General features: G+C 72.3%; 24 protein-coding genes and 1 tRNA gene. 10 read left to right on the forward strand and 15 right to left on the reverse strand.

The genetic code is table 11. The annotated features are described in order from the left end of the window. Positions 1–197 precede the first annotated feature (197 nt). From HAV40_RS20480 to mca, 3 genes are all read right to left on the reverse strand, one after another. Positions 198–2,678, reverse strand: a complete 2,481-nt coding sequence (locus HAV40_RS20480; RefSeq protein ID WP_239085958.1) for a putative bifunctional diguanylate cyclase/phosphodiesterase — start codon at positions 2,676–2,678, stop codon at positions 198–200. Positions 2,679–2,847: 169 nt separating this feature from the next. Next, positions 2,848–3,069 carry a hypothetical protein gene (locus HAV40_RS20485; RefSeq protein ID WP_166383622.1) on the reverse strand — a complete coding sequence of 74 codons (222 nt, stop codon included), beginning with the start codon at positions 3,067–3,069 and terminating at the stop codon, positions 2,848–2,850. Between the two features lie 5 nt (positions 3,070–3,074). Further along, on the reverse strand, positions 3,075–3,965 hold the full coding sequence (gene mca / locus HAV40_RS20490; protein ID WP_166383624.1) for a mycothiol conjugate amidase Mca: 891 nt from the start codon (positions 3,963–3,965) through the stop codon (positions 3,075–3,077). Between the two features lie 79 nt (positions 3,966–4,044). Between mca and HAV40_RS20495 the strand changes: the two genes are divergently transcribed. Both HAV40_RS20495 and greA read left to right on the forward strand, forming a co-directional pair. Then, positions 4,045–4,488 carry a DUF4307 domain-containing protein gene (locus HAV40_RS20495; protein ID WP_239085957.1) on the forward strand — a complete coding sequence of 148 codons (444 nt, stop codon included), beginning with the start codon at positions 4,045–4,047 and terminating at the stop codon, positions 4,486–4,488. A 120-nt stretch (positions 4,489–4,608) separates the two neighbouring features. Beyond that, positions 4,609–5,097 carry a transcription elongation factor GreA gene (greA, locus tag HAV40_RS20500; RefSeq protein ID WP_166383626.1) on the forward strand — a complete coding sequence of 163 codons (489 nt, stop codon included), beginning with the start codon at positions 4,609–4,611 and terminating at the stop codon, positions 5,095–5,097. 78 nt (positions 5,098–5,175) lie between these two features. Here the strand turns inward: greA and ilvA are convergent, their stop codons facing one another. The 3 genes from ilvA to HAV40_RS20515 all read right to left on the reverse strand — a co-directional run bounded on the left by ilvA (position 5,176) and on the right by HAV40_RS20515 (position 9,370). After that, entirely contained in the window at positions 5,176–6,402 is a 1,227-nt protein-coding gene (ilvA, locus tag HAV40_RS20505) for a threonine ammonia-lyase (RefSeq protein ID WP_166383628.1), read from the reverse strand. Positions 6,403–6,573: 171 nt separating this feature from the next. Beyond that, the gene (locus HAV40_RS20510; protein ID WP_166383630.1) at positions 6,574–7,947 is read right to left on the reverse strand and encodes an amidase; all 1,374 of its coding nucleotides are present in this window, start codon (positions 7,945–7,947) and stop codon (positions 6,574–6,576) included. 286 nt (positions 7,948–8,233) lie between these two features. Further along, positions 8,234–9,370 (reverse strand): cystathionine gamma-synthase, encoded by a 1,137-nt coding sequence (locus tag HAV40_RS20515; RefSeq protein WP_166383632.1) that lies wholly within the window; start codon positions 9,368–9,370, stop codon positions 8,234–8,236. A 30-nt stretch (positions 9,371–9,400) separates the two neighbouring features. On the opposite strand from HAV40_RS20515, the gene msrA reads away from it, so the two are divergent. Then, a complete protein-coding gene (gene msrA, locus HAV40_RS20520) occupies positions 9,401–10,057 on the forward strand; it encodes a peptide-methionine (S)-S-oxide reductase MsrA (RefSeq protein ID WP_166383634.1) in 657 nt (218 codons plus the stop codon). Positions 10,058–10,161: 104 nt separating this feature from the next. Here the strand turns inward: msrA and HAV40_RS20525 are convergent, their stop codons facing one another. Next, positions 10,162–12,516 carry a beta-xylosidase/alpha-l-arabinosidase gene (locus tag HAV40_RS20525; protein ID WP_166383636.1) on the reverse strand — a complete coding sequence of 785 codons (2,355 nt, stop codon included), beginning with the start codon at positions 12,514–12,516 and terminating at the stop codon, positions 10,162–10,164. A 258-nt stretch (positions 12,517–12,774) separates the two neighbouring features. Between HAV40_RS20525 and HAV40_RS20530 the strand changes: the two genes are divergently transcribed. Together HAV40_RS20530 and HAV40_RS20535 are read left to right on the forward strand one after the other, a co-directional pair. Next, on the forward strand, positions 12,775–13,083 hold the full coding sequence (locus HAV40_RS20530) for a DUF952 domain-containing protein (protein WP_239085956.1): 309 nt from the start codon (positions 12,775–12,777) through the stop codon (positions 13,081–13,083). Positions 13,084–13,121: 38 nt separating this feature from the next. Further along, a complete protein-coding gene (locus tag HAV40_RS20535; protein ID WP_166383640.1) occupies positions 13,122–13,697 on the forward strand; it encodes a GNAT family N-acetyltransferase in 576 nt (191 codons plus the stop codon). Here the strand turns inward: HAV40_RS20535 and HAV40_RS20540 are convergent. Next, positions 13,646–14,518: a peptidase associated/transthyretin-like domain-containing protein gene (locus HAV40_RS20540; RefSeq protein ID WP_166383642.1), complete on the reverse strand. Its 873-nt coding sequence runs from the start codon at positions 14,516–14,518 to the stop codon at positions 13,646–13,648. The genes HAV40_RS20535 and HAV40_RS20540 overlap by 52 nt on opposite strands. A gap of 142 nt (positions 14,519–14,660) precedes the next feature. On the opposite strand from HAV40_RS20540, the gene HAV40_RS20545 reads away from it, so the two are divergent. Further along, the gene (locus HAV40_RS20545) at positions 14,661–15,572 is read left to right on the forward strand and encodes a ribonuclease Z (protein ID WP_166383644.1); all 912 of its coding nucleotides are present in this window, start codon (positions 14,661–14,663) and stop codon (positions 15,570–15,572) included. 263 nt (positions 15,573–15,835) lie between these two features. Here the strand turns inward: HAV40_RS20545 and HAV40_RS20550 are convergent, their stop codons facing one another. The 4 genes from HAV40_RS20550 to HAV40_RS20565 form a co-directional block, all read right to left on the reverse strand. Continuing rightward, positions 15,836–16,174 (reverse strand): hypothetical protein, encoded by a 339-nt coding sequence (locus HAV40_RS20550; RefSeq protein ID WP_240935359.1) that lies wholly within the window; start codon positions 16,172–16,174, stop codon positions 15,836–15,838. Positions 16,175–16,276: 102 nt separating this feature from the next. Continuing rightward, positions 16,277–17,323: a choice-of-anchor A family protein gene (locus HAV40_RS20555; protein ID WP_166383646.1), complete on the reverse strand. Its 1,047-nt coding sequence runs from the start codon at positions 17,321–17,323 to the stop codon at positions 16,277–16,279. A 101-nt stretch (positions 17,324–17,424) separates the two neighbouring features. Next, positions 17,425–18,801: a cystathionine beta-synthase gene (locus HAV40_RS20560; protein WP_166383648.1), complete on the reverse strand. Its 1,377-nt coding sequence runs from the start codon at positions 18,799–18,801 to the stop codon at positions 17,425–17,427. A gap of 31 nt (positions 18,802–18,832) precedes the next feature. Beyond that, positions 18,833–19,201, reverse strand: a complete 369-nt coding sequence (locus tag HAV40_RS20565) for a YkvA family protein (protein ID WP_166383650.1) — start codon at positions 19,199–19,201, stop codon at positions 18,833–18,835. Between the two features lie 136 nt (positions 19,202–19,337). Between HAV40_RS20565 and HAV40_RS20570 the strand changes: the two genes are divergently transcribed. The 3 genes from HAV40_RS20570 to HAV40_RS20580 all read left to right on the forward strand — a co-directional run bounded on the left by HAV40_RS20570 (position 19,338) and on the right by HAV40_RS20580 (position 22,629). Next, positions 19,338–20,399 (forward strand): SGNH/GDSL hydrolase family protein, encoded by a 1,062-nt coding sequence (locus HAV40_RS20570; RefSeq protein WP_166383652.1) that lies wholly within the window; start codon positions 19,338–19,340, stop codon positions 20,397–20,399. A gap of 102 nt (positions 20,400–20,501) precedes the next feature. Beyond that, on the forward strand, positions 20,502–21,305 hold the full coding sequence (locus tag HAV40_RS20575; protein WP_166383654.1) for an SGNH/GDSL hydrolase family protein: 804 nt from the start codon (positions 20,502–20,504) through the stop codon (positions 21,303–21,305). Positions 21,306–21,381: 76 nt separating this feature from the next. After that, the gene (locus HAV40_RS20580; RefSeq protein ID WP_166383656.1) at positions 21,382–22,629 is read left to right on the forward strand and encodes an acetyl-CoA C-acetyltransferase; all 1,248 of its coding nucleotides are present in this window, start codon (positions 21,382–21,384) and stop codon (positions 22,627–22,629) included. A 121-nt stretch (positions 22,630–22,750) separates the two neighbouring features. Here HAV40_RS20580 and HAV40_RS20585 read toward each other — a convergent pair whose 3' ends face one another. The 3 genes from HAV40_RS20585 to HAV40_RS20595 form a co-directional block, all read right to left on the reverse strand. Continuing rightward, positions 22,751–23,047: a hypothetical protein gene (locus HAV40_RS20585; protein ID WP_166383658.1), complete on the reverse strand. Its 297-nt coding sequence runs from the start codon at positions 23,045–23,047 to the stop codon at positions 22,751–22,753. Positions 23,048–23,138: 91 nt separating this feature from the next. Next, on the reverse strand, positions 23,139–23,939 hold the full coding sequence (locus HAV40_RS20590; RefSeq protein WP_166383660.1) for a Bax inhibitor-1/YccA family protein: 801 nt from the start codon (positions 23,937–23,939) through the stop codon (positions 23,139–23,141). 561 nt (positions 23,940–24,500) lie between these two features. Next, positions 24,501–24,584: transfer RNA gene (locus HAV40_RS20595), tRNA-Leu, on the reverse strand. 136 nt (positions 24,585–24,720) lie between these two features. On the opposite strand from HAV40_RS20595, the gene HAV40_RS20600 reads away from it, so the two are divergent. Further along, positions 24,721–26,544 (forward strand): hypothetical protein, encoded by a 1,824-nt coding sequence (locus tag HAV40_RS20600; protein WP_239085941.1) that lies wholly within the window; start codon positions 24,721–24,723, stop codon positions 26,542–26,544. The last annotated feature ends 139 nt before the right edge of the window (positions 26,545–26,683 follow it).

Raw genomic sequence — 26,683 nt, forward strand, 5'->3', positions numbered from 1 at the left:
ACCCTGCCCCATCCCCCCAAATAGCCCACCCTCAATCGCCCCCCACTCTCGACGACCCACGACCACACCCGATCCCCCGCCGCAACTTTTAAAGAGTCGCGGCCTAGGGGCGCGCGGATGGCGCGACTCTTTAAGAGTTGCGGCGGAGGAGACGGCGGCCCGGCAGGGGCGAGGCCGGAGGGCCCGAGGGGCGGGGGTCAGGCGGGGTGGGGGCGGGCGCGGAGGGGGCGGACGGGGCGGGCGGCGCGGGAGAGGGTGTGGAGGGCTTCGGTGATCTCGTCGGCGGGGAGCGGATGGGAGAAGTAGAAGCCCTGGCCCGCGTCGCAGCCGAGGCGGCGCAGGGCGATGCGCTGGTCGGCGGTTTCGACGCCCTCGGCGACCACCCGCAGGCCGAGCTGGCGGCCCAGGTCGACGACCGCCTGCACGATCGCGGCCGCCTGCCGCGACTCTGCCATCCGGCCGACGAAGGTGCGGTCCACCTTCAGCTCGTCGACCGCGATCCGGGTGAGGAAGGTCAGGGACGAGAAGCCGGTGCCGAAGTCGTCGACGGCGAACCGCACGCCGAGGCCGCGCAGTTCCCGCAGCACCTGGTCGGTGATCGGCAGCGGGCTGAGCACCACCGTCTCGGTGATCTCCAGGACCAGCTTGGCAGCCGGTATGCCGTGCCTGCGCAGCAGCTCGTCGACGTCGTTGGGCAGTTGCGGGTCGAGCAGGCTGCGCGGGGACAGGTTCACCGCGACGGGCACGTCCAGGCCCTCGCGCTGCCACTGCGCGGCCAGCGTCAGGGCCTGGTCGAGCACGTGCCGGGTGAACCGGCCGAGCAGGTCGCTGGCCTCGACGGCGCGGACGAAGTGCTTGGGCAGCAGCAGGCCGCGGCGCGGGTGGTGCCAGCGGATCAGCGCCTCGACCCCGGACGGCGCGCCCGTGTCCAGCTCGACCGCGGGCTGCATGACCAGGTGGAGCTGGTCGTCGGCGGCCAGCGCGGCACGCAGCTCGGCGACCAGCGCGAGGCGGTCGGTGCTGGTCCGGTCGCGGTGCGGGTCGTACGCGGCGACCCGCGACCCCGACTCCTTCGCCTGGTAGAGCGCCACGTCGGCGCGGCGCAGCAGCTCGGTGAGGTCGAACTCGCCCGCGGTCGCCACAGCCACCCCGACCGAGACCTCGGCCGACAGCGTCACCCCGGCGACCTCGGTGGGGCTGGCCAGCGCCGCGGTCAGCATCCGCGCCCGGCGCTGGGCGACCAGGTTCGCCGCACTGAGCCGGTCGGCCTCGTCGTGCTCGGCGGACAGGCCGGGCAGGTCGGTGACCAGCAGCGCGAACTCGTCGCCGCCGAGCCGGGCCAGCAGCTCGCCGTGGCCGACGTCGGCCGACAGCCGGGACGCGGCCGTCTGCAGCAGCTCGTCCCCGGCGAGGTGGCCCAGGGTGTCGTTGACCTCTTTGAAGTGGTCCATGTCGAGCAGCAGCAGGGCGACCGGGATGCGGGCGTCGAGGCCGCGCAGCACCGCGTCGCCGCGGTCCATCAGCGCGTCACGGTTGAGCAGCCGGGTCAGCGGGTCGTGATGGGACTCGTACATGGTGCGTTCGCGCAGCTCGCGCAGGGCGCTGTGGGTGGCGGCGTCGTGCAGGGCGGCGGCCAGGGCGTCGCCGAACACGGCGAGCCGGTGCTGGTCGTTGGGGCCCCAGGCGCGCTGGCGCAGCAGCCGCAGGGTGAGCACGCCCACCCGGCCACCGGCCACCTCCAGCACCCGGGTCACCGCCGGGGCGGCGCGGCCGGCGTCGGCGGGCGGCGTCTCCGACACCGACTCGACCAGGACCTCTTCCCCGGTACGCAGTCCGCTGCGGTACCGGGTCTGCGAGCCGAGCACGGTGAGCTCCACCGCCCGCACCGGGAACAGGGACCGGGCCGCCTGCAGGCCCTCCTGGGCCACGGCCAGCTCGTCCAGCCGGTGCAGCGAGCGGCTGGCCAGCGCGAACGCCCGCCAGGTGCGGCGCTCCTCGTCCTCGTGGACCCGGTGCACGTAGAGCTGGTGCAGCAGCCACAGCAGCGGCGGCAGGACCCACAGCCAGCTGCTGCCCCACAGCCGGACGGCGACCAGGCCGAGCGCGACGTTGCCGACGATCATCACGGGGGTGCCGCGCAGGGCCTGCCAGACGACGCCGATCATGTTCTGCCCGTCGCGCACCGCCAGGTGCACCGCGAGCAGCACGGCACTGCTGAGCAGGTAGATCAGGGCGGCCAGCACGACCACGGCGGCGGCCTGCGCCGACATCGGCACCACCGCCACGCCACCGGCCCACACCACCAGGGCGGCGAGCGCCGCGGACAGGGTCAGCGACGCCGCGGCCCGCACCGTCTCCATCGGACTGGTGCGGTTGCCGGAGATCAGCGACACCACGGGTTTGGCCAGCAGCACGCCGATCCCGGCGGCGGCGGGGATCCAGGACACCGGCACCAGGATGAAGCCGACGATCAGCGCGGCCTCGCCCCAGTCGACGTCGATGGTCGTGGAGCCGACCCGCATCCGCAGGCCGAACAGGTGGGCCAGCGTGATCAGGCAGATGAGCAGTCCGAACTGGCCGAGGTCACCGTCGCGTACCCCGAAGATCGCGCCGACGCCGGCGACCAGGACCGCGGTGACGACGAGACAGGTTATGACAATGCGGACACGTGACGTCAACGCGGCAGCACCGGACCAGCGATAGAGTCCGTCCGCCGCGCGCGTGAGCCACCTGCCCATCCGTGCCCCCTGTCCGAGCGCACCTAAAGCGGAGGCACCCCGTCCCCGTCTGGGGACGACGTGCTCTCCGCCTGACGCGACAGGCCGTGTCCGATTCCCTCGGTCCGCCTCAGCGAGGGTCCGGCGTGACGGGCGAGTCCGTCCGCGCACCGCCACTCATGCTCGCCGAATCGAACGCCTCGGGCAACCGCTTCAGCCGCTGATTCATGTTGCGAATCAGGAAAACCGTCGCGGCGGCCAGGAGCAGGATCAACAGCAGCGCCATCGGCCCGGCGAGACCGTCGCCGGACCGGGTGTCGCCGAAGTTGTTGTCGGCCAGGAACTCCAGCATGTGCCTCACCTATCCGCTACCGCCGGCGCGCGTACGCCGGCGAACAGGTCGTCCTCGGGAATAGCGGTCGCCACCGTCGACCTGACCAGCTGGTAGTCCTCGGTCGGCCAGGCGGCGCGCTGCACGGTCAGCGGCGCGCGGAACCAGGGCCCGTCCGGGTCGATCTGGGTCGCGTGCGCGCGCAGCGCGTCGTCGCGCAGTTCGAAGTACTCGCCGCAGGGGATCCGGGTGGTGATCCGGGGGGACTTGTCGCCCACCCAGTCGTCGTTGAGCCGCTCGCCGTACGGCGACTCCAGCCCCGCGGCCAGCATGGCCTCGTGCAGGGCGGTGAACTTCAGCTTGGTGAAGCTGATGTGGTAGTAGACCTTCGGCACCTCGAAGGCGGGGCCGAAGTCCGGGTAGCGCTCCGGGTCGGCGGCGGCCTCGATCGCGGCCATGCTGACCAGGTGGGTCTGGATGTGGTCGGGGTGCGGGTAGCCGCCGTCCTCGTCGTAGGTCAGCAGGACCTGCGGCTGGAACTCGCGGATCAGCTTCACCAGCGGCGCGGCCGCCTCCTCCACCGACACCCGGGCGAAGCAGCCCTCGGGCAGCCCGGACGGGTCGTCGTGGGTGTAGCCCTCGACCCAGCCCGAGTCGACGAACCCCAGCCAGGCCTGGTCCACGCCGAGGATGTCGCGGGCCGCGGCCATCTCCGCGCGGCGGATCTCGCCGATGTTCTCCCAGACGTCCGGGCGGTCCAGTTTCGGGTTGAGCACGTCACCCCGCTCACCACCGGTACACGTGACGACCAGCACCTCCGCACCCTCGCGGACATACCGCGCCATCGTCGCGGCACCCTTGGACGACTCGTCGTCCGGATGCGCGTGCACCGCCATCAGTCGCAGCCGCTGCGTCACCGTGCTCTCCCCACGTGCGAGAATCGACCCTGACAGTGTTCCTCACGCGTCTGACGCGCCGTACGAAGGACCCCCACCGGTGACCGAGACCTCCACCGACACCGCCGCCGGCCCGGTGGCCGAGCGCGCGCCGTGGCCGGCCGGGCGTTACGGCCGCCGCCGTGAGCAGCGCCGCGCCTCCCGCTCGACGGTAGCGGTGCTGGGCGTGCTGACCGTGCTGGCCATGACGCTCATCGGCGCCCGCCTCTACCGGGCCTACGGTGACGGAGACTACACAGCGTCGGTGACGGCGTTCGACGACGTGACCGACACGCAGGTCGCGGTGACGTTCATGATCCGGATGCCCGCCGACGGCACCGCGGTCTGCCTCGTCCGCGCCCGGGACAAGACCGGCACCGAGGTCGGCCTCGAAGAGGTGACCGTGCGGCCGGGTCCCGACCCGGAGCGCACCATGGTGACGCATCGCCTGGTGACGACCGGACGCCCGGTGACCGGCGAGGTTAAGGGCTGCCACCCGGCGTGAGTCGCTGGTAGGTTGGTAACTTCGCCCATCGCGCTCAAGGGGGCAGGTACCTCACCGCGCATGGCCGGTCCGCACCGCCGCACCGATACCCAGAACCCGTAAGACCTGAGGAGAACGCCCGTGTCCACGACTGATGCCACCTGGCTGTCCCAGGACGCGTACGACAGGCTCCAGGCCGAGCTGAACGAGCTCATCGCCGCTCGGCCCGCGATGGCCGCCGAGATCAACGCCCGCCGCGAGGAGGGCGATCTCAAGGAGAACGGCGGCTACCACGCCGCCCGCGAGGAGCAGGGCAAGGCTGAGGGACGCATCCGCCAGCTCCAGGAGCTGCTGCGGGTCGCCCACGTCGGCGAGGCCCCGCGCGGTGACGGTGTCTCCATCGGCAACGTCGTCGTCATCTACTTCGACGACGACACCTCCGACACCGAGACCTTCCTGCTCGGCTCGCGCGAGATCGCGGCGACCACGGACCTGACCGTGTACTCGCCGGAGTCGGCGCTCGGGCAGGCCATCATGGGCGCCCGCAAGGGTCAGACCGTCACCTACACCGCCCCCAGCGGCGTGGACATCAAGGTGACCGTCGTGTCCTTCGAGGCCTTCGGCGGCTGACCCGCCCAGCATGCACATCCGGGCCGGCACCGCTCACGCGGTGCAGGCCCGTCCCTTTCTGTGCCGTACCCGGCGAGGTCAGCTGAAGGTCGTGTCGACGTCGACCTCGTACCCGGCGGCGCGCAGGGCGCTGACGAGCTGGTCGGAGTGTTCGGCGCCACGGGTCTCGACAGACAGCTCGACCTCGACCTCACCGAGGTGGAGCCGCGGGTCGTGGCGCTGGTGGGCCACGTCGAGGACGTTGGCGCGCTTCTCGGCGATCAGCGAGAGCAGGGCGGCGAGCTGGCCGGGGCGGTCCGCGCAGCGGACGTTGACGTGCAGGTAGCGGCCCGCGGCGCTGAGACCGTGCTCGATCACCCGCAGCATCAGCAGCGGGTCGATGTTGCCCCCGGACACCACCGCCACCACCGGCGTCTTCACCTGGATGTGGCCCGCGAGCAGGGCCGCCACGCCGACCGAACCGGCCGGTTCGGCGACCATCTTGCCGCGTTCCAGCAGCATGAGCAGGGCGCGGGAGATCTCCTCGTCGGTGACCGTGACGACCTCGTCGACGAGCTTGCTGATGTGCGCGAAGGTCAGGTCGCCGCAGCGGCCGACCGCGATGCCGTCGGCGATCGTGGCCACGCTCGGGATGCGCACCGGCCGCCCGGCCCGCAGCGCGGGCGGCACCGCGGCCGCCCCGGCGGCCTGTACGCCGATAACGGTGATGTCGGGGCGCAGCGCCTTCGCGGCCACCGCCAGGCCCGAGATCAGGCCGCCGCCGCCGATACCCGTGATGATCGTCTGCACGTCGGGACGCTGTTCGAGGATCTCCAGCCCGACCGTGCCCTGTCCGGCGATCACGTCCGGGTGGTCGAACGGGTGGATGAAGACCGCGCCGGTGCGCTCGGCGAACTCCTGCGCGGCGACCAGCGCCTCGTCGACGGTGTTGCCGGCGAACTCGACGCGGGCGCCGTACCCCTTGGTCGCCGCGACCTTCGGCAGTGGCGCGCCCATCGGCATGAACACGGTGGCCCGTGTCTTGCACAGCCCGGCCGCGAGCGCGACGCCCTGCGCGTGGTTGCCCGCGCTGGCCGCGACCACGCCACGGGCCCGCTCCTCCTCGCTGAGCCGGGAGATCCGCACGTACGCCCCGCGCACCTTGTAGGAGCCCGCACGCTGCAGGTTCTCGCACTTCAGCCAGGTCGGCCCGCCGAGCTTCGCCGACAGCGGCCGGCACGGCTCGATCGGCGTGGTGCGTACGACGGACCGCAGGCGCTCGCGCGCCGCCTCGATGTCGGCCAAACTGACCAGCTCAGGTGTCACAGCCCGATCGTCCCACCCACCCCGCCCCAGCGAAAACGGGGACGCCTCGACGACCCCACGCGAAGATCACTGTTTCGGGTCAAAAGCTGCGGTTCAACCCGACTTCCCGACCCGAAACAGTGATCTTCGTGGCGTGGCCGGCCGGACAGAGCCGGGGCTGGCCGGGGCGGGTCAGTTCGGGCGGGGGAAGCCGGGGGCGTGGCGGCGCCAGGGTGCGGCCAGCTCGATCTGGCCGGCCACCGCGAGCAGCAGCAGCTCCGTGCCGGGCGGGCCGACCAGCTGCACCGCCGCCGGGAGGCCGTCCGGGCGTACGCCCACCGGCAGGGTCATCGCGGGGAAGCCGGTGATGTTCCACGGCGCGGCGAACGGGGCGTTGCGCACGTTGGCCACCACGTTGGTCAGCCAGCCGCGGCGATGCCACGCCCCGGCCTTCAGCGGCGGCCCGGCCAGCACCGGCGTGAGCAGCAGGTCCACCCCGTTGGCGACGAAGAACTCCAGGCAGGCGTCCCGGAACCGCTGCCGGTCCTCCTCGCGCACGTACCCGCGCCGCCACGCCCAGCCGCCCATCGCGACGTGCCGCCGGGTGCGCTTCTGCAGCTTCCACCGCTCGATCCCGGCCGCCTCGACGTCGCGGTAGGCAGCGGCGAACCAGGTCGCGATGCCGCGCAGGCCCAGCGAGGTCGAGTACGCCGGGTCGGCGGTCAGCGTGTCGTGGCCGCACTCGCCGAGCAGCCGGGTGGCGGTGCTCACCGCGGCCCGGTTCGCCTCGTCGGCACCCGCCCCGGCCACCGGCGACTTCAGTGACACCGCGATGCGCAGCCGCCCCGGCTGGCTCAGCGGCTGCGGCGTGCGCCCGGCCAGCACCGCGAAGCCCAGCGCCGCGTCGGCGACCGTGGTGGCCAGCATGCCGTGCTCGACCAGGCCGAACCAGTCGTCCGCGCCCAGGTTCACCGGCAGCACGCCCCGGCCCGGCTTGAGCCCGATCAGGCCGCAGCAGGCCGCCGGGATGCGGATCGAGCCCAGCCCGTCGTTGGCGTGCGCGATCGGCACCAGGCCCGCGCTGACCGCGGCGGCGGAGCCGCCGGAGGAGCCGCCGGGCGTACGTTCCAGCGCCCACGGGTTGCGGGTCACCGCGCTGTCGTCGTCGGTCACGCCCCACAGCCCGAGCTCGGGCATCCGGGTCGTGCCGATGACCACCGCGCCCGCGCCGCGCAGCCTGCGTACCAGCTCATGGTCTCCCTCGGCCACGGCCTGGCGCGCGCCCGCCGAGCCGTGCCACGTCGGCAGCCCGGCGACCGGGGTGTTCTCCTTGACCGCGATCGGCACCCCGGCCAGCGGCAGGTTGGCCATCTCGGTCTGGTCGTCGACCTTCTCCGCCTCGGCGACGGCCTCCGCGGCCCGCACCGTACGGAACGCCGCGACCACCGGGTCGGCGTGCGTCAGGTAGTCGAGGTGGTCGGCCACGACCTGCGTCGCCGACGTGTCGCCGCGTCGCACGGCCCGCGCGATCTGCTTGGCGGTGGCGCCGACCCAGGTGTCCGCCATCTCAATCCTCCACCACGTCGTAGCCCAGAACCGGTGCTCCAGTATGGAGTGCGGTGACGCGACGTGAGCAACAGGAGCCTTGCCGCGACGGAATTCATTGGCGGTACTGGGCTGATGCGCCCTCGTTATTGGACGATGCCGTCCGGGGTAGGCGTGGAAGGCGAAGATCGCCGTTTCGGGTCAAAACCTGCGGTTGGACCCGAGGTTGTGACCCGAAACGGCGATCATGTCCGGCGCGGCGGCAGCGCCCGGCGCGATGGCGGCGGCAGCGCCCCGCGGGGCGGTGTCAGCCGAGGGCGGTGGCCAGGTCGGCGAGGAGGTCGTCGATGGTCTCGATGCCGACGGAGAGGCGGATGAGGTCGGCGGGGACTTCGAGCTCGGAGCCGGCGACGCTGGCGTGGGTCATCTTGCCGGGGTGCTCGATCAGGGACTCGATGCCGCCCAGGGACTCGGCCAGGGTGAACACCTTGGTCGTGTTGCACACGCGCTCGGCGGCCGCCGGGTCGCCCATCCGGAAGCTGATCATGCCGCCGTACCGGCGCATCTGCTTGGTGGCCAGCTCGTGGCCGGGGTGCTCGGGCAGCCCCGGGTAGATGACCTGCTTGACCTTCGAGTGCCGGGCCAGGAACTCGGCCACCTTCTCGGCGTTGTCGCAGTGCCGCTCCATGCGTACGGCCAGGGTCTTCACGCCGCGCAGGGTCAGCCAGGCGTCGAACGGGCCGTTGACCGCGCCCATCGCGTTCTGGTGGAACTGCAGCGAGTCGGCCAGCGCCAGGTCGTTGAGCACCAGCGCCCCGCCGACGACGTCGGAGTGCCCGCCGATGTACTTCGTCGTCGAGTGGACCACCACGTCCGCGCCCAGCGCCAGCGGCTGCTGCAGGTACGGGCTGGCGAACGTGTTGTCGACGACGAGCAGCGCGTGCGCGTCGCGCGACACGGCGGCGAGCCCGGCGATGTCGGCGATGCCGAGCAGCGGGTTCGTCGGCGTCTCCACCCAGATCATCTTCGTGTTCGGCGTGATCTTGGCACGTACGTCGTCGACGTCGGAGATCCGGGCCGCGCTCCAGGTCAGTCCCCAGCGCTCGGCCACCTTCGCGAACAGCCGGAACGTGCCGCCGTACGCGTCGTCGGGAATGATCACGTGGTCGCCGGGCTTGCACACGGTGCGGATGAGCGTGTCCTCGGCGGCCAGGCCGCTGGCGAACGTGAGCCCGCGCGAGCCGCCCTCCAGCGCCGCCAGGCACTCCTGGAGGGAGTCGCGGGTCGGATTGCCGGACCGGGAGTACTCGTAGCCCAGCCGCGGCGAGCCGACCGCGTCCTGCTTGTAGGTGGACGTCTGGAAGATCGGCGGGATCACTGCGCCCGTGCGCTCGTCCGGCTCCTGGCCCGCATGGATGGCGAGCGTTTCAAACCCGTAAGACATTCCACCAGCGTAGAGGAGCAGACTGGAGACATGTTCCTTCGCCACAAGAAGCTCGATGTCGTCAACGCCGCCGAGGCCCTGCCCGGCCGGGACACCGCGATCACGCCGCCGGCCGAGCACTACGTGCTGGGCACCCCGCTGACCGGCCCCTGGCCCCAGGGCATGCAGGTCGCCGTCGTGGCCATGGGCTGCTTCTGGGGCGCCGAGCGCCTGTTCTGGAAGCTGGACGGCGTCTACTCGACCTCGGTCGGGTATGCCGGAGGCATCACGCCCAACCCCACCTACCAGGAGGTCTGCTCCGGCTACACCGGGCACACCGAGGCCGTGGAGATCGTTTTCAACCCGGAGATCATCTCGTACGCCGAGATCCTGCGGGTGTTCTGGGAGAACCACGACCCGACCCAGGGCATGCGCCAGGGCAACGACGTCGGCACCCAGTACCGCTCAGCGATCTACGCGACCACGCCGGAACAGCTCAAGGAGGCCGAAGCCTCCCGTGACGCCTTCCAGCCGGTCGTGACCGCCGAAGGCTACGGCCAGATCACCACCGAGATCGCGATGCTCGGCGACTACTTCTACGCCGAGGACTACCACCAGCAGTACCTGGCGAAGAACCCCGACGGGTACTGCGGCATCGGCCCCAACGGCATGAGCTGCCCGATCGGCGTCGCCAAGTCCGACGCCTGACGTCTGCCGCCAGACACGGAGCGGCTGAACCCGCCGGGGTACTCGCCCCGAACGGTTCAGCCGCTTCTGCCGTCGTACGGGGTCAGTGCGCGCTGAATGCCTGCTCAGGGCACGTCGGTGAGCGATACGGTGGAGGTCAGCTTGCGGTCGTGGCCGACGGCGCGTTCCGGGCCGTGCAGGCGGACCCGCACGGTGTGCCGGATGTCGCCACTGGACGCGCCGAACCGCAGCTCCAGGTCGCCCGGCTCGACGATGCGCCGCCCGTCGGGCCCGGTGTACGCGGACAGGTCGGCGGGCACCGTGAACTCCGCGCGGCAGGCCGCGCCGGGCTCCAGCGCCACGCGGGCGTACCCGATCAGCCGCTGCACCGGCCTGGTGACCTGCGCGACCGGATCGTGCAGGTAGAGCTGCACCACCTCGACCCCGGCCCGCGCGCCGTCGTTGCGCACCGTCAGCGCGACCCGCACCTCCCCGTCGGTCAAGCAGGTGATCTCCTGCTCGGCGGGCGGCTCCCAGCTGAAGCTCGTGTACGACAGCCCGTGGCCGAACGGGTACAGCGGCGTCGGGTCGACGGTGCTGACCTCGGTGGCGTGGCCGAGCGGCGGCGCGAGGTAGTTCGCGGGCTGCCCGCCCGGGTGCCGGGGCACACCGATCGGCAGCCGCCCGGACGGGTTGACCCGCCCGGCCAGCACCCCGGCGACCGCCTGCCCGCCCTCCTGGCCGGGGAAGAACGCCTGCACGACCGCGGCGAGCCGGTCCACCCACCGGCCCAGGGCGTACGGGCGCCCCGACAGCAGCACGGCCACCACCGGCCGGCCGGTGTCCAGCAGGGCGTCGAGCAGCCGTTCCTGGACTCCGGGCAGCCGCAGTTCGGTGACGTCGCAGCCCTCGCCGGAGGTGCCCTTGCCGAACAGCCCGGCGCGGTCGCCGAGCACCACGACGCAGACGTCGGCCCGCGCGGCGAGCGCGGCGGCGGCCGCCACGTCCGTGGTGTCCGTGCCGTCGACCGTGCAGCCCGCCGCGTGTTCCAGTGCGGCCTTGGGCAGTTCGGTCCGCAGCGCGTCGAGCACGGTGGGGATGGTCACGCCGAGCGGCAGGCCCGGGTGGTGCAGGCCGACGTGGCGCGGGAAGGTGTAGCAGCCGAGCATGCCGTCGGCGTCGTCGGCCAGCGGGCCGACCAGGGCGATCGAGGCGGTCGGCGGCAGCGGCAGCACGCCGTCGTTGGCCAGTAGCGTCACGGACTGCTCGGCGAGCTGCCGGGCCAGGTCGCGGGCGGCGGGCGGGTCGAGGTCGACGGTGCCGGGGCGGGGCGGGGCCCAGCCGGGGTCGAGCAGGCCCAGTTCGCACTTCTGCCGCAGCACGCGGCGTACGGCCCGGTCCACGAGCGACGCCGGGACGCTGCCGTCCTGTACGGCGTCGGCCAGCGGCCGCCCGTAGCAGCGCACGATCGGCAGCTCGACGTCGACGCCGGCGGCCAGCGCGAGCCGGGCGGCGCCGGCCAGGTCGCCCGCGACGCCGTGCAGCGAGTGCAGGAACGTGATGCCGAAGTAGTCGGCGACCACGGTGCCGTCGAAGCCCCACGCGTCGCGCAGCAGGTCGGTGAGCAGCCGGTGGTCGGCGGCGGCGGGCACGCCGTCGATCTCGGCGTACGAGTGCATGACCGAGCGTGCCCCGCCGTCGCGCAGCGCCATCTCGAACGGCGGCAGCATGACGTCGGACAGTTCACGGGGTCCCATCGCGACGGGGCCGAAGTTGCGCCCGGCGCGCGAGGCGGAGTAGCCCGCGAAGTGCTTGAGCGTGGCCACGATCCCGGCCGACTCCAGCCCCCGCACGTACGCGGTGCCGACGGTCGCGACCAGGTACGGGTCTTCGCCGATGGTCTCCTCGGTGCGTCCCCAGCGGGCGTCGCGGGACACGTCGAGCACCGGGGCGAGGCCCTGGTGTACGCCGACGGCGCGCATGCCCTCGCCGATCGCGGCGGCCATCCGCTCGACGAGCGCGGGGTCGAAGGTCGCGCCCCAGGCCAGCGCGGTCGGGAAGATGGTCGCGCCGTGGGTGGTGAACCCGGTCAGGCACTCCTCGTGCACCAGGGCGGGAATGCCGAAGCGCCCGGACGCGACGATGGCCTCCTGCAGTCCCGCCAGCCGGGCCATGCCCTGCGCGGGAGTGACCGGGGCGGTGCCGAACGGGCGGGTCAGCTGCCCGAGCCCGTCGGTGATCAGGGTCTGCCAGTCGAACCCGTCCTCGACCATGTCCTGCTGGTAGGGCGCGACGTCGTCGCCGTCGGAGCCCGCGCCGGGCCACACGCTGTAGAGCTGGGCGATCTTCTCGGCCGTGGTCAGCCGGGCGATCAGGTCGTCGACCCGCCGCGCGGCGGGCAGTGTCACGTCCCGCCAGGGCTGCTCGTCGGGTCCGGGATCGGTCACGGCCGCGTCGGCGGCGTCCTTGTGGGTCGACATCGCCCTGCCTGTCTGCCACCCGGAATGGCTGAACTTCCGGTAGTTTCCGGTATTCGAACCTCATCATCGAGGTATCAGCCATCGCACCCTAGCACCCTGATCCGGGGCTAGGACAAGGGTTGCGGCGCACTTTGTGGTGCGCACCGTCGCATCAGGAGGCAGCGATCGGCGGCCGAAACTTTCGAAAACCGCTCGCGGCCTTCCGTGCGCCTGCACGGCCGGGCCGGACGATCACCGATGGCGGGTTATGGTCGGGCGGTGATCTACCACATCGCACTGCCCGAGGACTGGGCCGCCGCGCAGGCTGCCGGCGAGTACACGATTTCCACCAGGGGCGTCACCCTCGCCGAGGAGGGCTTCATCCACGGCGGACAGGATCTCGCGCAGGTCGAGGCGGTACGGGCCAGGTTCTACGCCGACCTCGACGACCTGCGGCTGCTCGTGATCGACGAGGACCGGCTCGACGCACCCGTGCGGCTGGAGAGCCCGCCGGGCTCCGGCGAGCTGTTCCCGCACATCTACGGGCCGGTGCCGCTGGCCGCCGTGGTCGAGGTGCGCACCCTCTGACCGGGTCGGCACCGGGACCGGTCGGTAGCGTGCCGGGTATGACGCTGACGATCCGCCGGGGCGGCACGCCCGAGGACGTGGCCGCGATCGGCGAGCTGCACGCGCTGAGCCGCCGGTCGGCGTACCGGGAACTGCTCTCGCCCCGGCAGCTGGCCGAGATCACCGTCGCGGACCAGCAGGACCAGTGGGCCCGGCGGTACGCCGCCGAAGCGCACACCCACCGCCTGCACCTGGCCGTACGCGACACCGCCGTGATCGGCTTCAGCTACCTCGGCCCGGCGGGCCCCGAGGAGCAGGCCGCACCGGGCACCGGGCTGCTCAACGCCATCCACGTCCGCCCCGACGTGGTCGGCTCGGGCGTCGGGCTCGCGCTGATGGGCACCTGCCTGGCCGAGTTCGCCGCGCTCGGCCACCACCAGGCACTGCTGTACGTCGTCACGGACAACATCCGCGCCCGGCGCTTCTACGAGCGGGGCGGCTGGGCCGCCGACGGCGTCGTACGCGACACCGTGATCGGCCCGGCCCGCGTGCCCGTCGTGCGCTACGCCCGCCCGATCGCGGCTCAGCTGCCGTCGGCGTCGGAGTCCGCCGCCAGCACCAGGACCGCGAGGTAGCCGTCACCGTCCTGGGTGACCTTCATCAGCATGGTGTCCTGGAAGATGCCGTCGCCGTCGTTGAACGTGTCCCGCCCGGTGTGCGACGCGTACGGCGCGGCCGTGAACACCTTCGTGTTGAGCGCCTCGTCGAACATCAGCTGCGTGGTCAGCACGCGGGAGTTGCTGACGTGCACCATCGCGTGGATGTGCACGGTGCGGCCGCGATACCAGCCCGGCCAGACGGTGGTGAACGCGACGATGCCGTCGGCGTTGGTGACCTGCGCGCCGCGCAGGTAGCGCTGGTCGTCGACCGGCTTCAGATCGGCCATGCCGTCGTCCGCCCCGCCGCCGGGCGGTGTTCCGCCGGGCCCGCCGCCGGGCGCGCCGCTGGGCGGGGTGCCGCCCGGACCGCCGCCGGGCTGGCCGCCGCCGCCGGAGGACAGCGACTCCGCGCCGGAGTACAGGCCTGCCGCGTCGCAGTGCCAGATCTCGACGACGGCGTTGGCCAGCGGTCCGCACTGCTCGCTGTCCTGCACCTTCAACACCACGCGCAGCCGGGTCCCGGCCCGGTCCTCCCGGATGTCGCTGCGGATCTTGTCCGCGTCGAAGTAGTACGGCCCCTGCGTCGTCGACGGCGACAGCCGGCACGTGTTGGCGTCGGTGAACAGGCCGGTCAGGTCCGCTGCCGTGGTCGCGTCCGGCGACACCGTCCCCCCGCTGGTCGTGGTGGCGGGCGTGCCGTCGCCGCACGCGGCGAGCAGGCTGCCCAGCCCGACCGCGCTGATCCCCGCGAAGATCGACCGGCGGCTCACCCGCTGGCCCTCGTGATCGTGTCCCATCCTCGTCCCCCTCAGTGACCCCGTCTCCGGCGACGGTAGGCAGGCGACGTCGGCGCAACCTCGGGTCTTGCTGGAAGAACGCTGGGCGGCGTCGCGCGCGGTACCCTCCCCCGGTGAAGACGATCTCCGGGCGGGAACACCGGTGAGCCGCGAGCTGATCGTGCTGGGCACGGCCAGTCAGGTGCCCACCCGCCAGCGGGCGCACAACGGCTACCTGCTGCGCTGGGACGACCAGGGGCTGCTGTTCGACCCGGGCGAGGGCGCCCAGCGGCAGCTGCTGCTGGCCGGGGCGGCGGCCAGCGACATCACCCGGATCTGCGTCACGCACTTCCACGGCGACCACTGCCTCGGCCTGCCGGGCATCGTGCAGCGGCTGTCGCTGGACCGGGTGCCGCACGAGGTGCCGATCCACTTCCCGGCGTCCGGCGCGGAGTTCCTGCAGCGGCTGCGCCACGCCAGTCACTTCCACGACCAGGCGCGCCTGGCCGAGTGCCCGGTCGAGGCGGACGGGGTGCAGGCCACCGGCCCGTTCGGCACGCTCAGCGCGCGGCGGCTGCGGCACCCGGTGGAGTCGTTCGGCTACCGCCTGGCCGAGCCCGACGGCCGCCGGATGCTGCCGGAACGGCTGGCCGCGCACGGCGTACGCGGCCCGGACGTCGGGGTGCTGCAGCGGGTCGGCACGGTGGTGGCCGGCGGCCGGCTGGTGAGCCTGGACGAGGTCAGCGAGCCGCGTCGCGGGCAGGTGGTCGCCTTCGTGATGGACACCGGCTGGTGCGACGCCGCGATCGAGCTGGCCCGTGACGCCGACCTGCTCGTGATCGAGTCGACGTTCCTGGAGTCGGAGGCCGCGCTGGCGGCGGAGGCCGGGCATCTCACGGCGGCGCAGGCGGCCCGGATCGCCACCGAGGCGGGCGTACGGCGGCTCGTGCTCACCCACTTCTCGCAGCGCCACCCGGACGCGTCGGTGTTCGGCGAGGAGGCCGCCGCGCACTTCGACGGCGAGATCGTGGTGGCCGAGGAGCTGGCCCGGATCGCGGTGCCGCCACGGCGCTGATCGGCGTTTCGGGGCGAGGGTACGTGACCGGACTGCGGGGAACCGGAGATCACGTACCCTCGCCCACTGACGCACCCGTACGACTGGTGAGAACGCCTGGCCGGAGGCGCTTTGGGGTCGACGGAGGCATGTCGACTCCCGATCAGCCGTACAGATGCACGCGGCACGCCTACGCTGGCGGAGCGCAACGGCGTCGCCGCTGGGACGGGGCCCGATGACCATCTGCCGGGGGACGGCGTGGCATCGGAACACCCTGTGGTTGGCTAGTCGAAGAGGCTCCTGCGGGTGCCGTTTCGCATGATGGAGCCGCCACGCTGGCCAAGGTCGGCGCGCCAGGCCGGGAGCGAGCGCATCCCGTTGATGTCGTGCCGCACGGTCCAGGCCTCCCGCCAGTGGCGGCTGGCCGCGGCTTCCGCTCGCTCGGCCAGCTTCCGTGGCGGGCACGGCCAGTGCTGACCGCACCAGTTGCACCGATGGTCGTCGTCAGGTCTGTTGTGCCGCCCCAGCATCTGCTGCGCGTCGCGCCACAGCAGGTGGTCGGTTATGCCGGAGGGTTCGATGTGGCTGGTCTCGGTGGGTGGTGCATGGTCGACGGTGACCACGATCCACGCTCCCCTCGGTAGCACTGCCGCTTCCGTACGCTTAGTCAACACTCGCCGCAAGCGAGGCAGTCGCACAGGCTGTGCGACTGCCGCCGAAACGGGCTAACGGAACCGGCGACGCGCCCGGCTACCAGCCACAACTGCGATAAGCAGGGCCAGCCCGACGAACACGCCGGCGACCCCGAACCAGGTGACAGGGCGTGACGCCAGCGCCATCAGCCGCTCGCCCGCGGGCTTGGCCGACGCGGCCGCGGAACCGCTCGTGCCCGGCTCGGGAACGCCCGGTCCGGGTCCGAGACTGGGCTCCGCCGTGGCTGAAGGGCTCGGCGAGGGCGAGGGGCCGGCGCAGTTCAGGCCATACGGCAGGATCGGCGCGGCCGCCGCCAGGAGTGCTTGCAGCGTGACCGGTCGGGACTGGTCAGGTCGGAGCCCGGCCGGGGCCGCTGGCAGCACCACGGGTCGGCCCTGAGCCTGCGGCAGCGCGGTCGGCCCGGCGGAAGCTCGGGAACCCGACGGTGTCGGCGTGGCGGCGGGCGACAGGCTGGGCACGGGTGACGGGCTCGGTGAGGGGCTCGGCGACGGCGGCGGGCTCGGTGCCACGAGCACCTCGGCCAGCGGGGCGAAGATCACGCCCGGTGCCGGCGGACCGGTCACCACGATGCGCACCGCGCTGGGGAAGTGCCAGACGATGCCGCTCACCGGATCGCCGCTGATGCCGGTCACCCGGGGCACCGCCCAGGCCAGGCGGTCGTCGACCAGCCGGGTGTCGATGTTCACCAGCAGCGGCGCGGCGTCGGTGGGCGCGGTGGCGAGGATCAGCTCGGCGATCCGGTTGAGGTCGCCCGAGCGGATGGTGAGCACGTTCGTCCGGTCCTGGCGCAGGTCCAGCAGCACCCGCGCGCCACGGGACAGCGGCCGGGAGGCGGGCAGCCCGTCGGGGCCGAGCAGGTCGACATTGGGCACGCAGGCGGCCAGGGCCGTCGACCGTTCGACGTCCAGCGGGTCGGGGGCGGGCGCGCCCGCCCAGACCGGGCCCGCAGCGAGCACCATGGCCAGCGGCAGCGTCGCGAGCAGCCCGAACACGGTCCGCCCCGGCGCGCCGACGTCCGCCCACCGCACCCGGCGGCTCAGCCCTTTCGGCCTGCGCATGTCCGGAGGGTAACCCCCCACCGCACGTCGATCGTGAATGTGGCGTTCCCGACACACCGCGCGGCGCGCAGCCCCGCCCGGTGTGCCGGGAACACCCGAAGTCAGCCCAGCTGGGCCAGCAGGTCCTGGCGGGTGAGCACGCCACGGGGCTTGCCGTCGATCAGGACCATGGCCGCGTCGGCCTTCTCCAGCAGCGCCACGATCTCGGCGACCGGCTGGCCGCCGCCGATCATCGGCAGCGCCGGGCCGACGTGCCGGTCCAGCGGGTCGTGCAGCGCGGCCGCGCCGGTGAACAGCGCGTCCAGCAGGTCCTTCTCGGCGACCGCGCCGGCCACCTCACCGGTCACCACCGGCGGCTCGGCCTTCAGCACCGGCAACTGGGACACGCCGTACTCACGCATGATGTCGATCGCGTCGCGCACCGTCTCGGTCGGGTGCACGTGGATCAGCTCCGGCAGCGCACCGCCCTTGGGGTGCGACTTCGCCGCGAGGATGTCGGCGACGGTCGCGCCGTGCTCGTCGACGCGCAGGAACCCGTAGCGGGCCATCCAGTCGTCGTTGAACAGCTTCGACAGGTAGCCCCGGCCGCCGTCGGGCAGCAGCACCACGACGACGTCGTCCGGACCGGCCTGCGCGGCGACCTTCAGCGCCGCCACCGCCGCCATCCCGCACGAGCCGCCGACCAGCAGGCCCTCCTCGCGGGCCAGCCGCCGGGTCATCGCGAACGACTCCTTGTCGGTGACCTCGACGATCTCGTCGCAGACGGTCCGGTCGTAGGTCTCCGGCCAGAAGTCCTCACCGACCCCTTCCACCAGGTACGGACGTCCGGTGCCGCCCGAGTAGACCGAGCCCTCCGGGTCCGCACCGATGATCTTCACGCGACCCTGGGAGACCTCCTTGAGGTAGCGCCCGATGCCGCTGATCGTGCCGCCCGTGCCGACGCCCGCCACGAAGTGCGTGATCCGGCCGTCGGTCTGGTCCCACAGCTCCGGGCCGGTCTGCTCGTAGTGCGACAGCGGGTTGTTCGGGTTCGAGTACTGGTTCGGCTTCCACGCGCCGGGGATCTCGCGGGCCAGCCGGTCCGAGACGTTGTAGTACGAACGCGGGTCCTCCGGGGCCACCGCGGTCGGGCAGACCACGACCTCGGCACCGTACGCCCGCAGCACGTTCTGCTTGTCCTCGCTGACCTTGTCGGGGCAGACGAAGACACAGTGGTAGCCCTTGAGCTGGGCGACCAGGGCCAGCCCGACCCCGGTGTTGCCGCTGGTCGGCTCGACGATGGTGCCGCCGGGCTTGAGCAGGCCCTCCCGCTCGGCGGCCTCGACCATCCGCACCGCGATCCGGTCCTTGACCGAGCCGCCCGGGTTCAGATATTCGATCTTGGCGAGCACGGTGGGGCCGCCGGGATCGGTGACATTCCGGAGCTTGACCAGCGGGGTGTTACCGATCAGCTCGACGACGTTCTCGTAGTAGCGCACGCGTCAAGCGTAGACCGGCGTTGAATCACCGTTAAGCGACGTCTCCGTCGATGACCGGACCACCCATGGGCGTCTTGACGCCGTTCTCCCACATGAGGAAGCGGTCGGTCTCGCTGATCAGCGCCCCGGCGATCCAGCTGACGATGATCACATCATCAGCCAGGCCGAGCACCAGGAGGAACGCTTCGGGAACCATGTCCACCGGGGAGACCACATACAGCGTGGCCGCCGCCATCGCCATGATCCGGCCGAGGCCGTCATATCTGCCGCGCAGCGTGGCTACGACCATGCGCGGCATCGCGCCCAGCCGGTCCGCCAGACTGGCGTTGCTGCCGTTACCCGTGATGAGTGCCTTCCACAGCGCGGTGAACGCCGCGGTACGACGCAATGTGCGTCCCATCTCGCCTCCATCCGAGCGCAACCGAAGAGCGCTACCTTTTTCGCATGAGCGAGCGTTACCAGCGAGCGATCCGCTGGGTACGTAGGAGCCTCAGAGAGGATTCCCCGACGGGTCTCCCGAGTGAGGTTGGTTCACTATGAGCGAGCGTACTGCGGCGGGTGACCATGCGGCACGCCGTCGCGGCCGGGAACTGGCCAAGCTGGCCGTCTACGGCGGCGGCGCGCTGACCGCGGTCGGCCTGGCCGCCGTGGGCGTGCTGCTCGGCCAGGTGGAGGCCGCTCGGCGCACCATTCCCATCGCGCAGGCCCCGCCCCCGCGCTCGGACGGCCTCTACGGCGGCCGGTACGGCGGCGAGCCGGTGCACATGGCCATGCTCGGCGACTCCTCGGCCGCCGGGTTCGGCGCGCTGCGGGCCCGGCAGACCCCGGCCGCGCTGATCGCCACCGGACTGTCCCGCCGTCTGGAAAGGCCCGTGCGCCTGCACAGCCTCGCCGTGGTCGGCGCGACCTCGGGAATGCTGGTGCACCAGGTGGAAGAGGCCCTGGAACTGCGCCCCGACCTGGCGGTGATCCTGATCGGAGCCAATGACATCACCCACCGGGCCGGGCAGGCCGCCTCCGTACGCCACCTGGCGGACTCGGTGCGGCGGCTGCGCGAGGCGGGCTCGACCGTCGTCGTGGGCACCTGCCCCGACCTCGGCGCGGTGCAGCCGATCCGGCCGCCGCTGCGCTGGCTGGCCCGCACCTGGAGCCGTCAGCTCGCCGCGGCGCAGACCGTCGCCGTGGTCGAGGCCGGGGGCCGCACGGTGTCCCTGGGCGAGCTGCTCGGCCCCACGTTCTCCGCCCAGCCGCACCGGCTGTTCGCCCGCGACCGCTTCCACCCGTCCGCCGAGGGCTACGCGCTGGCCGCGTCGGTGCTGCTGCCGACAGTGGTGGCCGCCCTGCGCAGCCCGGCCGGGCCACAGCGCGTGGAAGCGGGCGCACGAACCGCCGTGGACGGGGTACGGTCGCTGCCACAGGCCGCGGTCGAGGCGGCGCGCCACGCCGGCACCGAGGTGAGCGGCGTACGCGTCGACGGCCGTGACCGCGGCCCGGCCGGCCGGTGGGCGCAGCTGCGCCGCCGCATGTGGGAGGTCGTCCGCCAGGGCGAGGCCCCCGCCGGCCTGACCGACCAGGCGAACGTGGTGGAGCAGACGTGAGCGGCGCGCACGAGCGGAGCGAGGAGTGGGCATGAGCGAGCTTGGCGAGCGCATCATGTGGCTCGGTGGTCATGTCCGCGACGAGCGGAGCGAGGAGCGGGCATGAGTTCCGTGGCACGGAGGATCGGCAAGGCTGCGGCGATCACCCTCATCGCGGGCACGGTGGGCGGTGCGGCGCTGCTGGCGGCCGAGGCGGTGGTGGCGCGCAGCCGCCGCTACGCCAAGCCGGGGCTGGGACTCGCCCTGCGCACCACGGTCGGCGCGGACGCCGCCGCCCCGCTGCGGCTGGTCATGCTCGGCGACTCCGCCGCGCTGGGCGTGGGCGTGGACCGGGTCGCCGACACCGTCGGCGGTCAGCTGGCCGCGCTGCTGTCCGGTGGCGAGTCGGGACGCGGCGGGCAGGTGCAGGCCGTGGCGCTGTCGAGCGTCGGCGTCGCCGGATCCCGCTCGTCGGACCTGGCCACCCAGGTGGCCCGGTGTCTGCTCGGCGACCGCCCGGACGTCGCGGTGATCCTGGTCGGCGGCAACGACGCGATCACGCTGCGCCGCCCGTCGGACGCGGCGGCGTACCTCGGTGCGGCCGTGCGGCGGTTGCGGGAGGCCGGAGTCGAGGTCGTCGTGGGCACCTGTCCGGACCTGGGGGCGGCGCGGGCCATCGCACCGCCGCTGCGCCAGGTCGTCGGCTTCCTGGGCCGCCGGGTGGCCCGTGCGCAGGTGCGCGCGGTGCACGCGGCGGGCGGGGCGGTGGTCGACCTGGCCGCCGAGACGGGCCCGGTGTTCCGCGCCGACCCGAACACCCTGTCCGTCGACCGCTACCACCCCTCCGCGGACGGCTACCGGGTGTGGGCGTACGCCCTGCTGCCCGCCGTGGCCCACGCCGCCGGAGTCATCCCCCGCCTTCCCTGACCCGGGGCGGCGGGCTCGGCTGACGACTTTCTCACCCGGTCTGGTGGGCAAGTTACCGGCGAGTTAACGTTCGTTCATGTCAGATGCTGTCATCGTCGCCACCGCCCGGTCCCCCATCGGCCGGGCCGGCAAGGGCTCCCTGAAGGACCTGCGCGCGGACGACCTCACCGCCACCGTCATCCAGGCCGCCCTGGACAAGATCCCCGGCCTGGACCCGGCCGAGATCGACGACCTCTACCTCGGCTGCGGCCTGCCCGGCGGCGAGCAGGGCTTCAACATGGGCAAGGTCGTCGCCACCCTGCTCGGCCTGGACTCGCTGCCCGCCGCCACGATCACCCGGTACTGCGCGTCCTCGCTGCAGACCAGCCGGATGGCGTTCCACGCGATCAAGGCGGGCGAGGGTGACGTCTTCATCTCGGCCGGCGTCGAGATGGTGTCCCGGTACGCCCGGGGCAACTCCGACTGGCTGCCCCCGGACGCCGCCGCGGCCGTCGGCGGCAGTTGGAACAACCCGCGGTTCGCCGCGGCGCAGGACCGTTCCGTGCGGCGCGCCCAGGCCGGGACCCCCGTCTGGACCGACCCGCGCGAGGCGGGTGAGCTGCCCGACGTGTACCTGACCATGGGCCAGACCGCCGAGAACCTGGCACAGGTGCACGGGGTGACCCGCGAGGACATGGACGCTTTCGGCGTACGGTCGCAGAACCTCGCCGAGCAGGCGATCAAGGACGGCTTCTGGGCCCGCGAGATCACTCCGGTGACCCTGCCCGACGGCACCGTGGTCAGCCAGGACGACGGCCCTCGGGCCGGGGTGACGCTGGAGGGCACCGCCGGACTCAAGCCGGTGTTCCGCCCCGACGGCCGGATCACCGCAGGCAACTGCTGCCCGCTCAACGACGGCGCGGCCGCAGTCGTGATCATGAGTGACAGCCGGGCTCGCGAGCTGGGCCTCACCCCGCTCGCGAGGATCATCTCGACCGGCGTCACCGCGATGAGCCCCGAGATCATGGGCATCGGCCCGGTCGAGGCGACCCGTCAGGCCCTCAAGCGGGCGGGCATGAGCATCGGCGACATCGACCTCGCCGAGATCAACGAGGCGTTCGCGGCCCAGGTCATCCCGTCGTACCGGGAGCTCGGGCTGCCGCTGGAGAAGGTGAACGTGATGGGCGGCGCGATCGCGGTCGGCCACCCGTTCGGCATGACCGGCGCCCGCATCACCGGCACGCTGATCAACAACCTGCAGTGGCACGACAAGAGCATCGGCCTGGAGACCATGTGCGTCGGCGGCGGCCAGGGCATGGCGATGATCATCGAGCGGCTGGGCTGAGACCGGCCCGCTGATCGTGGAGCGTGCGGGGCGCTGAGCGGCTCGGCGATGATCGCTGTTTCGGGTCATGATCTGCGGTAGGACACCAGATCATGACCTGAAACAGCGATCATGTCCGGCGTCAGGTCAGGGCGCCCCGGAGCGTGGTGATCTCGTCGGCGGCGGCTGCGGTGACGTCGTCCGGTGGGGCGGCGGCGGCCAGTTCGGTGGCGACGACCTTCAGCTGGTCCGGCAGGGCCAGATCGGACAGCCGGGGCACGTCGCGGCGCGGGGCGCCGGAGAGGTCCGCGGCCTGGTCGGCGAGGCGCTGGATCAGCTTGTGCAATGGTTCGCCCTGGTCGCGCCAGCGCGCGGGGGTCCAGTGTCCGACCTGGTTGGCCAGGAGGTCGACGGCGCGCGTCAACTGCTCGATGCTCACGCCCTGATTGTCCCGGCCCGGAAAACTGACCGCCGCCCCGGGGCATCCCGAGGCGGCGGTCACCGGTCGCGCCCCGTGCGGGGCGGGCCGGTCAGTCCTCCGAGAAGTACGAGATCAGGCGCAGGAACTCGAGGTACAGCCAGATCAGCTCGACGAGGATGCCGAACGCGCCCAGCCAGCCGTACTTGCGCGGCAGCCCGGCGGCGATGCCGTCCTCGATCTGCTTGAAGTTGACCACGAACATCAGGGCCGCGACCACGATGCAGATCAGGCTGAAGCCGATCGCGATGACGCCGCCGTCGCGCAGCGGGCCCGCCGACCCGGTGATCATGCTGAGCACGAAGTTGACGAGGATGATCACGCCCAGCCCGGCCGCGGCCCCGATGACCACCTTCATGAACATCGGGGTGGCCCGCACGACCTTGAACTTGTACAGCGCCGCCATGATCAGGAACACCGCGAGCGTCGCGATGACCGCCTGCACCACGATGCCGTCGAAGATGCGGTTGAACAGCTTGCTCACCACGCCGAGGAAGACGCCCTCGACGACGGCGTACGAGCAGATCACGACCGGGTTGGTGATCTGCGCGAACGAGATGACCAGGCCGATGACGACCCCGACGAACATCGAGGTGTACCAGACCGGCGACAGCACGGACCACGGCACCACGAACGCCGCCACGGCCGCGGAGAACGCGGTCAGCGCGATCAGCGTGACGGTCTTGACGACGACGTCGTCAATGGTCATCCGGTCCACGTGTCCGGACTGGACGACCTCCGGGTAGCCGCCGCCCGCCGGGTGACCCGCCGGGACGCCCTGGCCAGGGACGGTGTACCGGGGCTGCTGCGCCGCCGCACTGATGCGGTTGAGCACCGGATTGGAACTCTTCACAGCGGGTCTCGCCTCCTCAGACATGTTTGGTGCCGACAGGGTAGCGGACCGGGGCACGGCGGAAGATCAGCATTCGGGGTGCCGTTTCCCGACGCTGGTCAGACCTCACCCGGAGCCCGGCGCGCACCGCATGTGCCGATGGCCGATCGACGGTGGCGGAGGTCACGTCGGGCGGTGGCGCCCCGAGCGCCGGGCCGAGCGGTGCCGTCCCGGCCGCCGCGGCGTACCCGGCCGACGCCGCGGACACCCGTGGAGAATCACCACGCCCGATCCTTAATGAAACCTTATGAAAAGCCTGCGAATTCGCGTCGCGACTGGGCGGTGATCGAGCGTTACCACGCCGGGGAGAACTTGTAGTGAAAAGCAGGCGGCCAAGGGGTGACAGACCGGCGGGTGCTCGCTATGCTCGTCCACAACGCGCTCCAATCGCCCGCTCCCCCCGTGGCAGGCGATCGGAGCGCGTCACTATTTCTGAAGCTTTTCGCCACGCCATTCGTACAATCTGCAACCGGCCGCGACAAAGCCATTCGACATGACGGCGCGTTGCGCCGCGGAGCCTGCTGGTGCCCGGGGCGGGGGTCGAACCCGCACGCCTTTCGGCAGTCGCTTTTAAGGCAACCGTGTCTGCCGTTCCACCACCCGGGCGCGTACCGCATGTAGCTGTGCCCTGCCACGGTAGCGGTTCACCCCGGTTCGAAGCACGCCCGTTGTCGCTATCCGGAGAACGTGGGCACAGCGGCCGAGAGGCCACCGACACACCCGAAGCGCTAGGGTCAACCGCGTGACGAGCACCGCGCCCGCCCTCACCACCACCCCGGAAGACGCCGTACTGCCTGGCCAACGGGGTGGTTCGGACGTGTCCGCGGCCGGGCGGCCGCCCCTGCGGCGCCGATGGACCCGCGACGGCCTCGTCTGCCTGGGCTTCCTCGCGCTGGCCGGCTGGCTGACCCTGGGGCTCTGGCCGGATCCCGAGACCCGCACGCTCGCCCTCAACCCGCCCGACCAGATTCTCTACGAGTGGTTCCTGGCCCACGACACCACGCTGTGGAGCGGCGACTTCTCCCTGGTCACCGACCGCCTGAACGCGCCCCACGGGGTGAACCTGCTGGCCAACACCACGGTCATCCTGCTCGGCGGCCTGCTCGCCCCGGTCACCTCCGCGTACGGCGCGGCCACCACGTTCGCGCTGCTGGTCGCCCTCAACCTGGCCGGAACCGCGATCGCCTGGTACTTCCTGCTGCACCGCACGCTCGGCGCGAGCCGGATCGCGGCGATGGTCGGCGCGGCGTTCTGCGGCTTCGCCCCGGGCATGGTCTCGCAGTCCAACAGCCACCTGCACATGACCGCGCAGTGGCTGATCCCGCCGATGCTGTGGTGCGTGGTCGAACTGGCCCGCGCGGCCCGCTCCGGCACCGCCCGGCCGCGCCGGTTCATCGGCCTCGGCGTGCTGTTCGGCGTACTGGTCAGCCTGCAGGTGTTCATCGGCGAGGAGACCCTGTTCCTCACCGCGCTCGGGCTGGCCATCGTGACCGTGGTCTACGTCGCGTTCACCCGCCCGCCCCGGGTGGTGCTGACCCGCTTCGCCGCCGGGCTGTCCGTCGCCGTCGCGGTCGCCGTGGCCCTGCTGGCGTATCCGCTGTGGGTCCAGTTCAAGGGCCCGCAGGCGGTCGCCGACGGCGTGTTCAGCCCGTACACCTTCTCCGCCGACCTGGCCGCGTTCACCACGTTCTCGCCGCTGACGCTGGCCGGTGACGACACGGCCGCGAAACTGACCACCGGACCGGCCGAGTACAACACGTTCCTGGGCTGGCCGCTGGTGCTGCTGTCGCTGGGGCTGCTGGTCTGGCTGCGCCGCGACGCACTGGCGGCGGCCTGCGGCACGGGCGCGCTGGCGATGAGCGTGCTGGCGCTCGGCCCGCAGGTCATGCTGCACGGCGAGCGCACCCCGGTGCCCGGCCCGTACCGGCTGCTCATGCACCTGCCGGTGGTCGACGGGGCGCTGCCGATGCGGTTCGCGCTGGCCGCGATCCCGCTGCTGGCCGTGCTGCTGGTGCTGGCACTGCGGCAGGCCGGGCAGTCGACCCTGCGTGGCGTACGCCTCGGGGTCCCGGCTCTGGTCGGTGTGGCGCTGCTGCCGCTGTTCCCGACCCCGCTGCCGACCACTGACCGGCCCGAGGTCCCCACGTTCTTCGCCGACGGGCTGTGGCGGCAGTGCGCCACCGACGGCGACGTCATCGTCACGGTGCCGCTGCCGACGCCGGAGCAGCCCCTGCCGATGCGCTACGCCACCGCCGCGCTGACCGCGTTCGCGCTGCCCGAGGGCTTCTTCATCGGCCCGCACGGCCCGAACGGCAAGGCGACCATGGGCATCCCCCGGCGTACGACGTCCTGGGTCCTGTCCGAGGTGGCCCGCACCGGCGTCGTCCCCGCGATCAACGACGACCACCGCCTGGACGCCCGCAAGGACCTGACCGCCTGGAACGCCGCCTGCGTCGTCCTCACCCCCGAACACCCCCGCCACGCCGAACTCCAGCGCACCCTAGAAGCCCTCCTCGGCCCCGGCACCCCCTCCGCCGAAGTCCTCTACTGGCCCCGCACCTGGTAACCCCACCCCGACCCACCGGCCCACCCGGCCCGCCCGGGCCAACCCACCGGCCTCCGGCCTCCCTCCCGCGACAACTCTTAAAGACTTGCGGCCTCCAGGTGACCTGGAGGCCGCAAGTCTTTAAGAGTTGCGAAACAGA

The sequence above is a fragment of the Catellatospora methionotrophica genome (assembly GCF_011297335.1).
In the GTDB taxonomy this organism is placed as follows: Bacteria; Actinomycetota; Actinomycetes; order Mycobacteriales; family Micromonosporaceae; genus Catellatospora; species Catellatospora methionotrophica.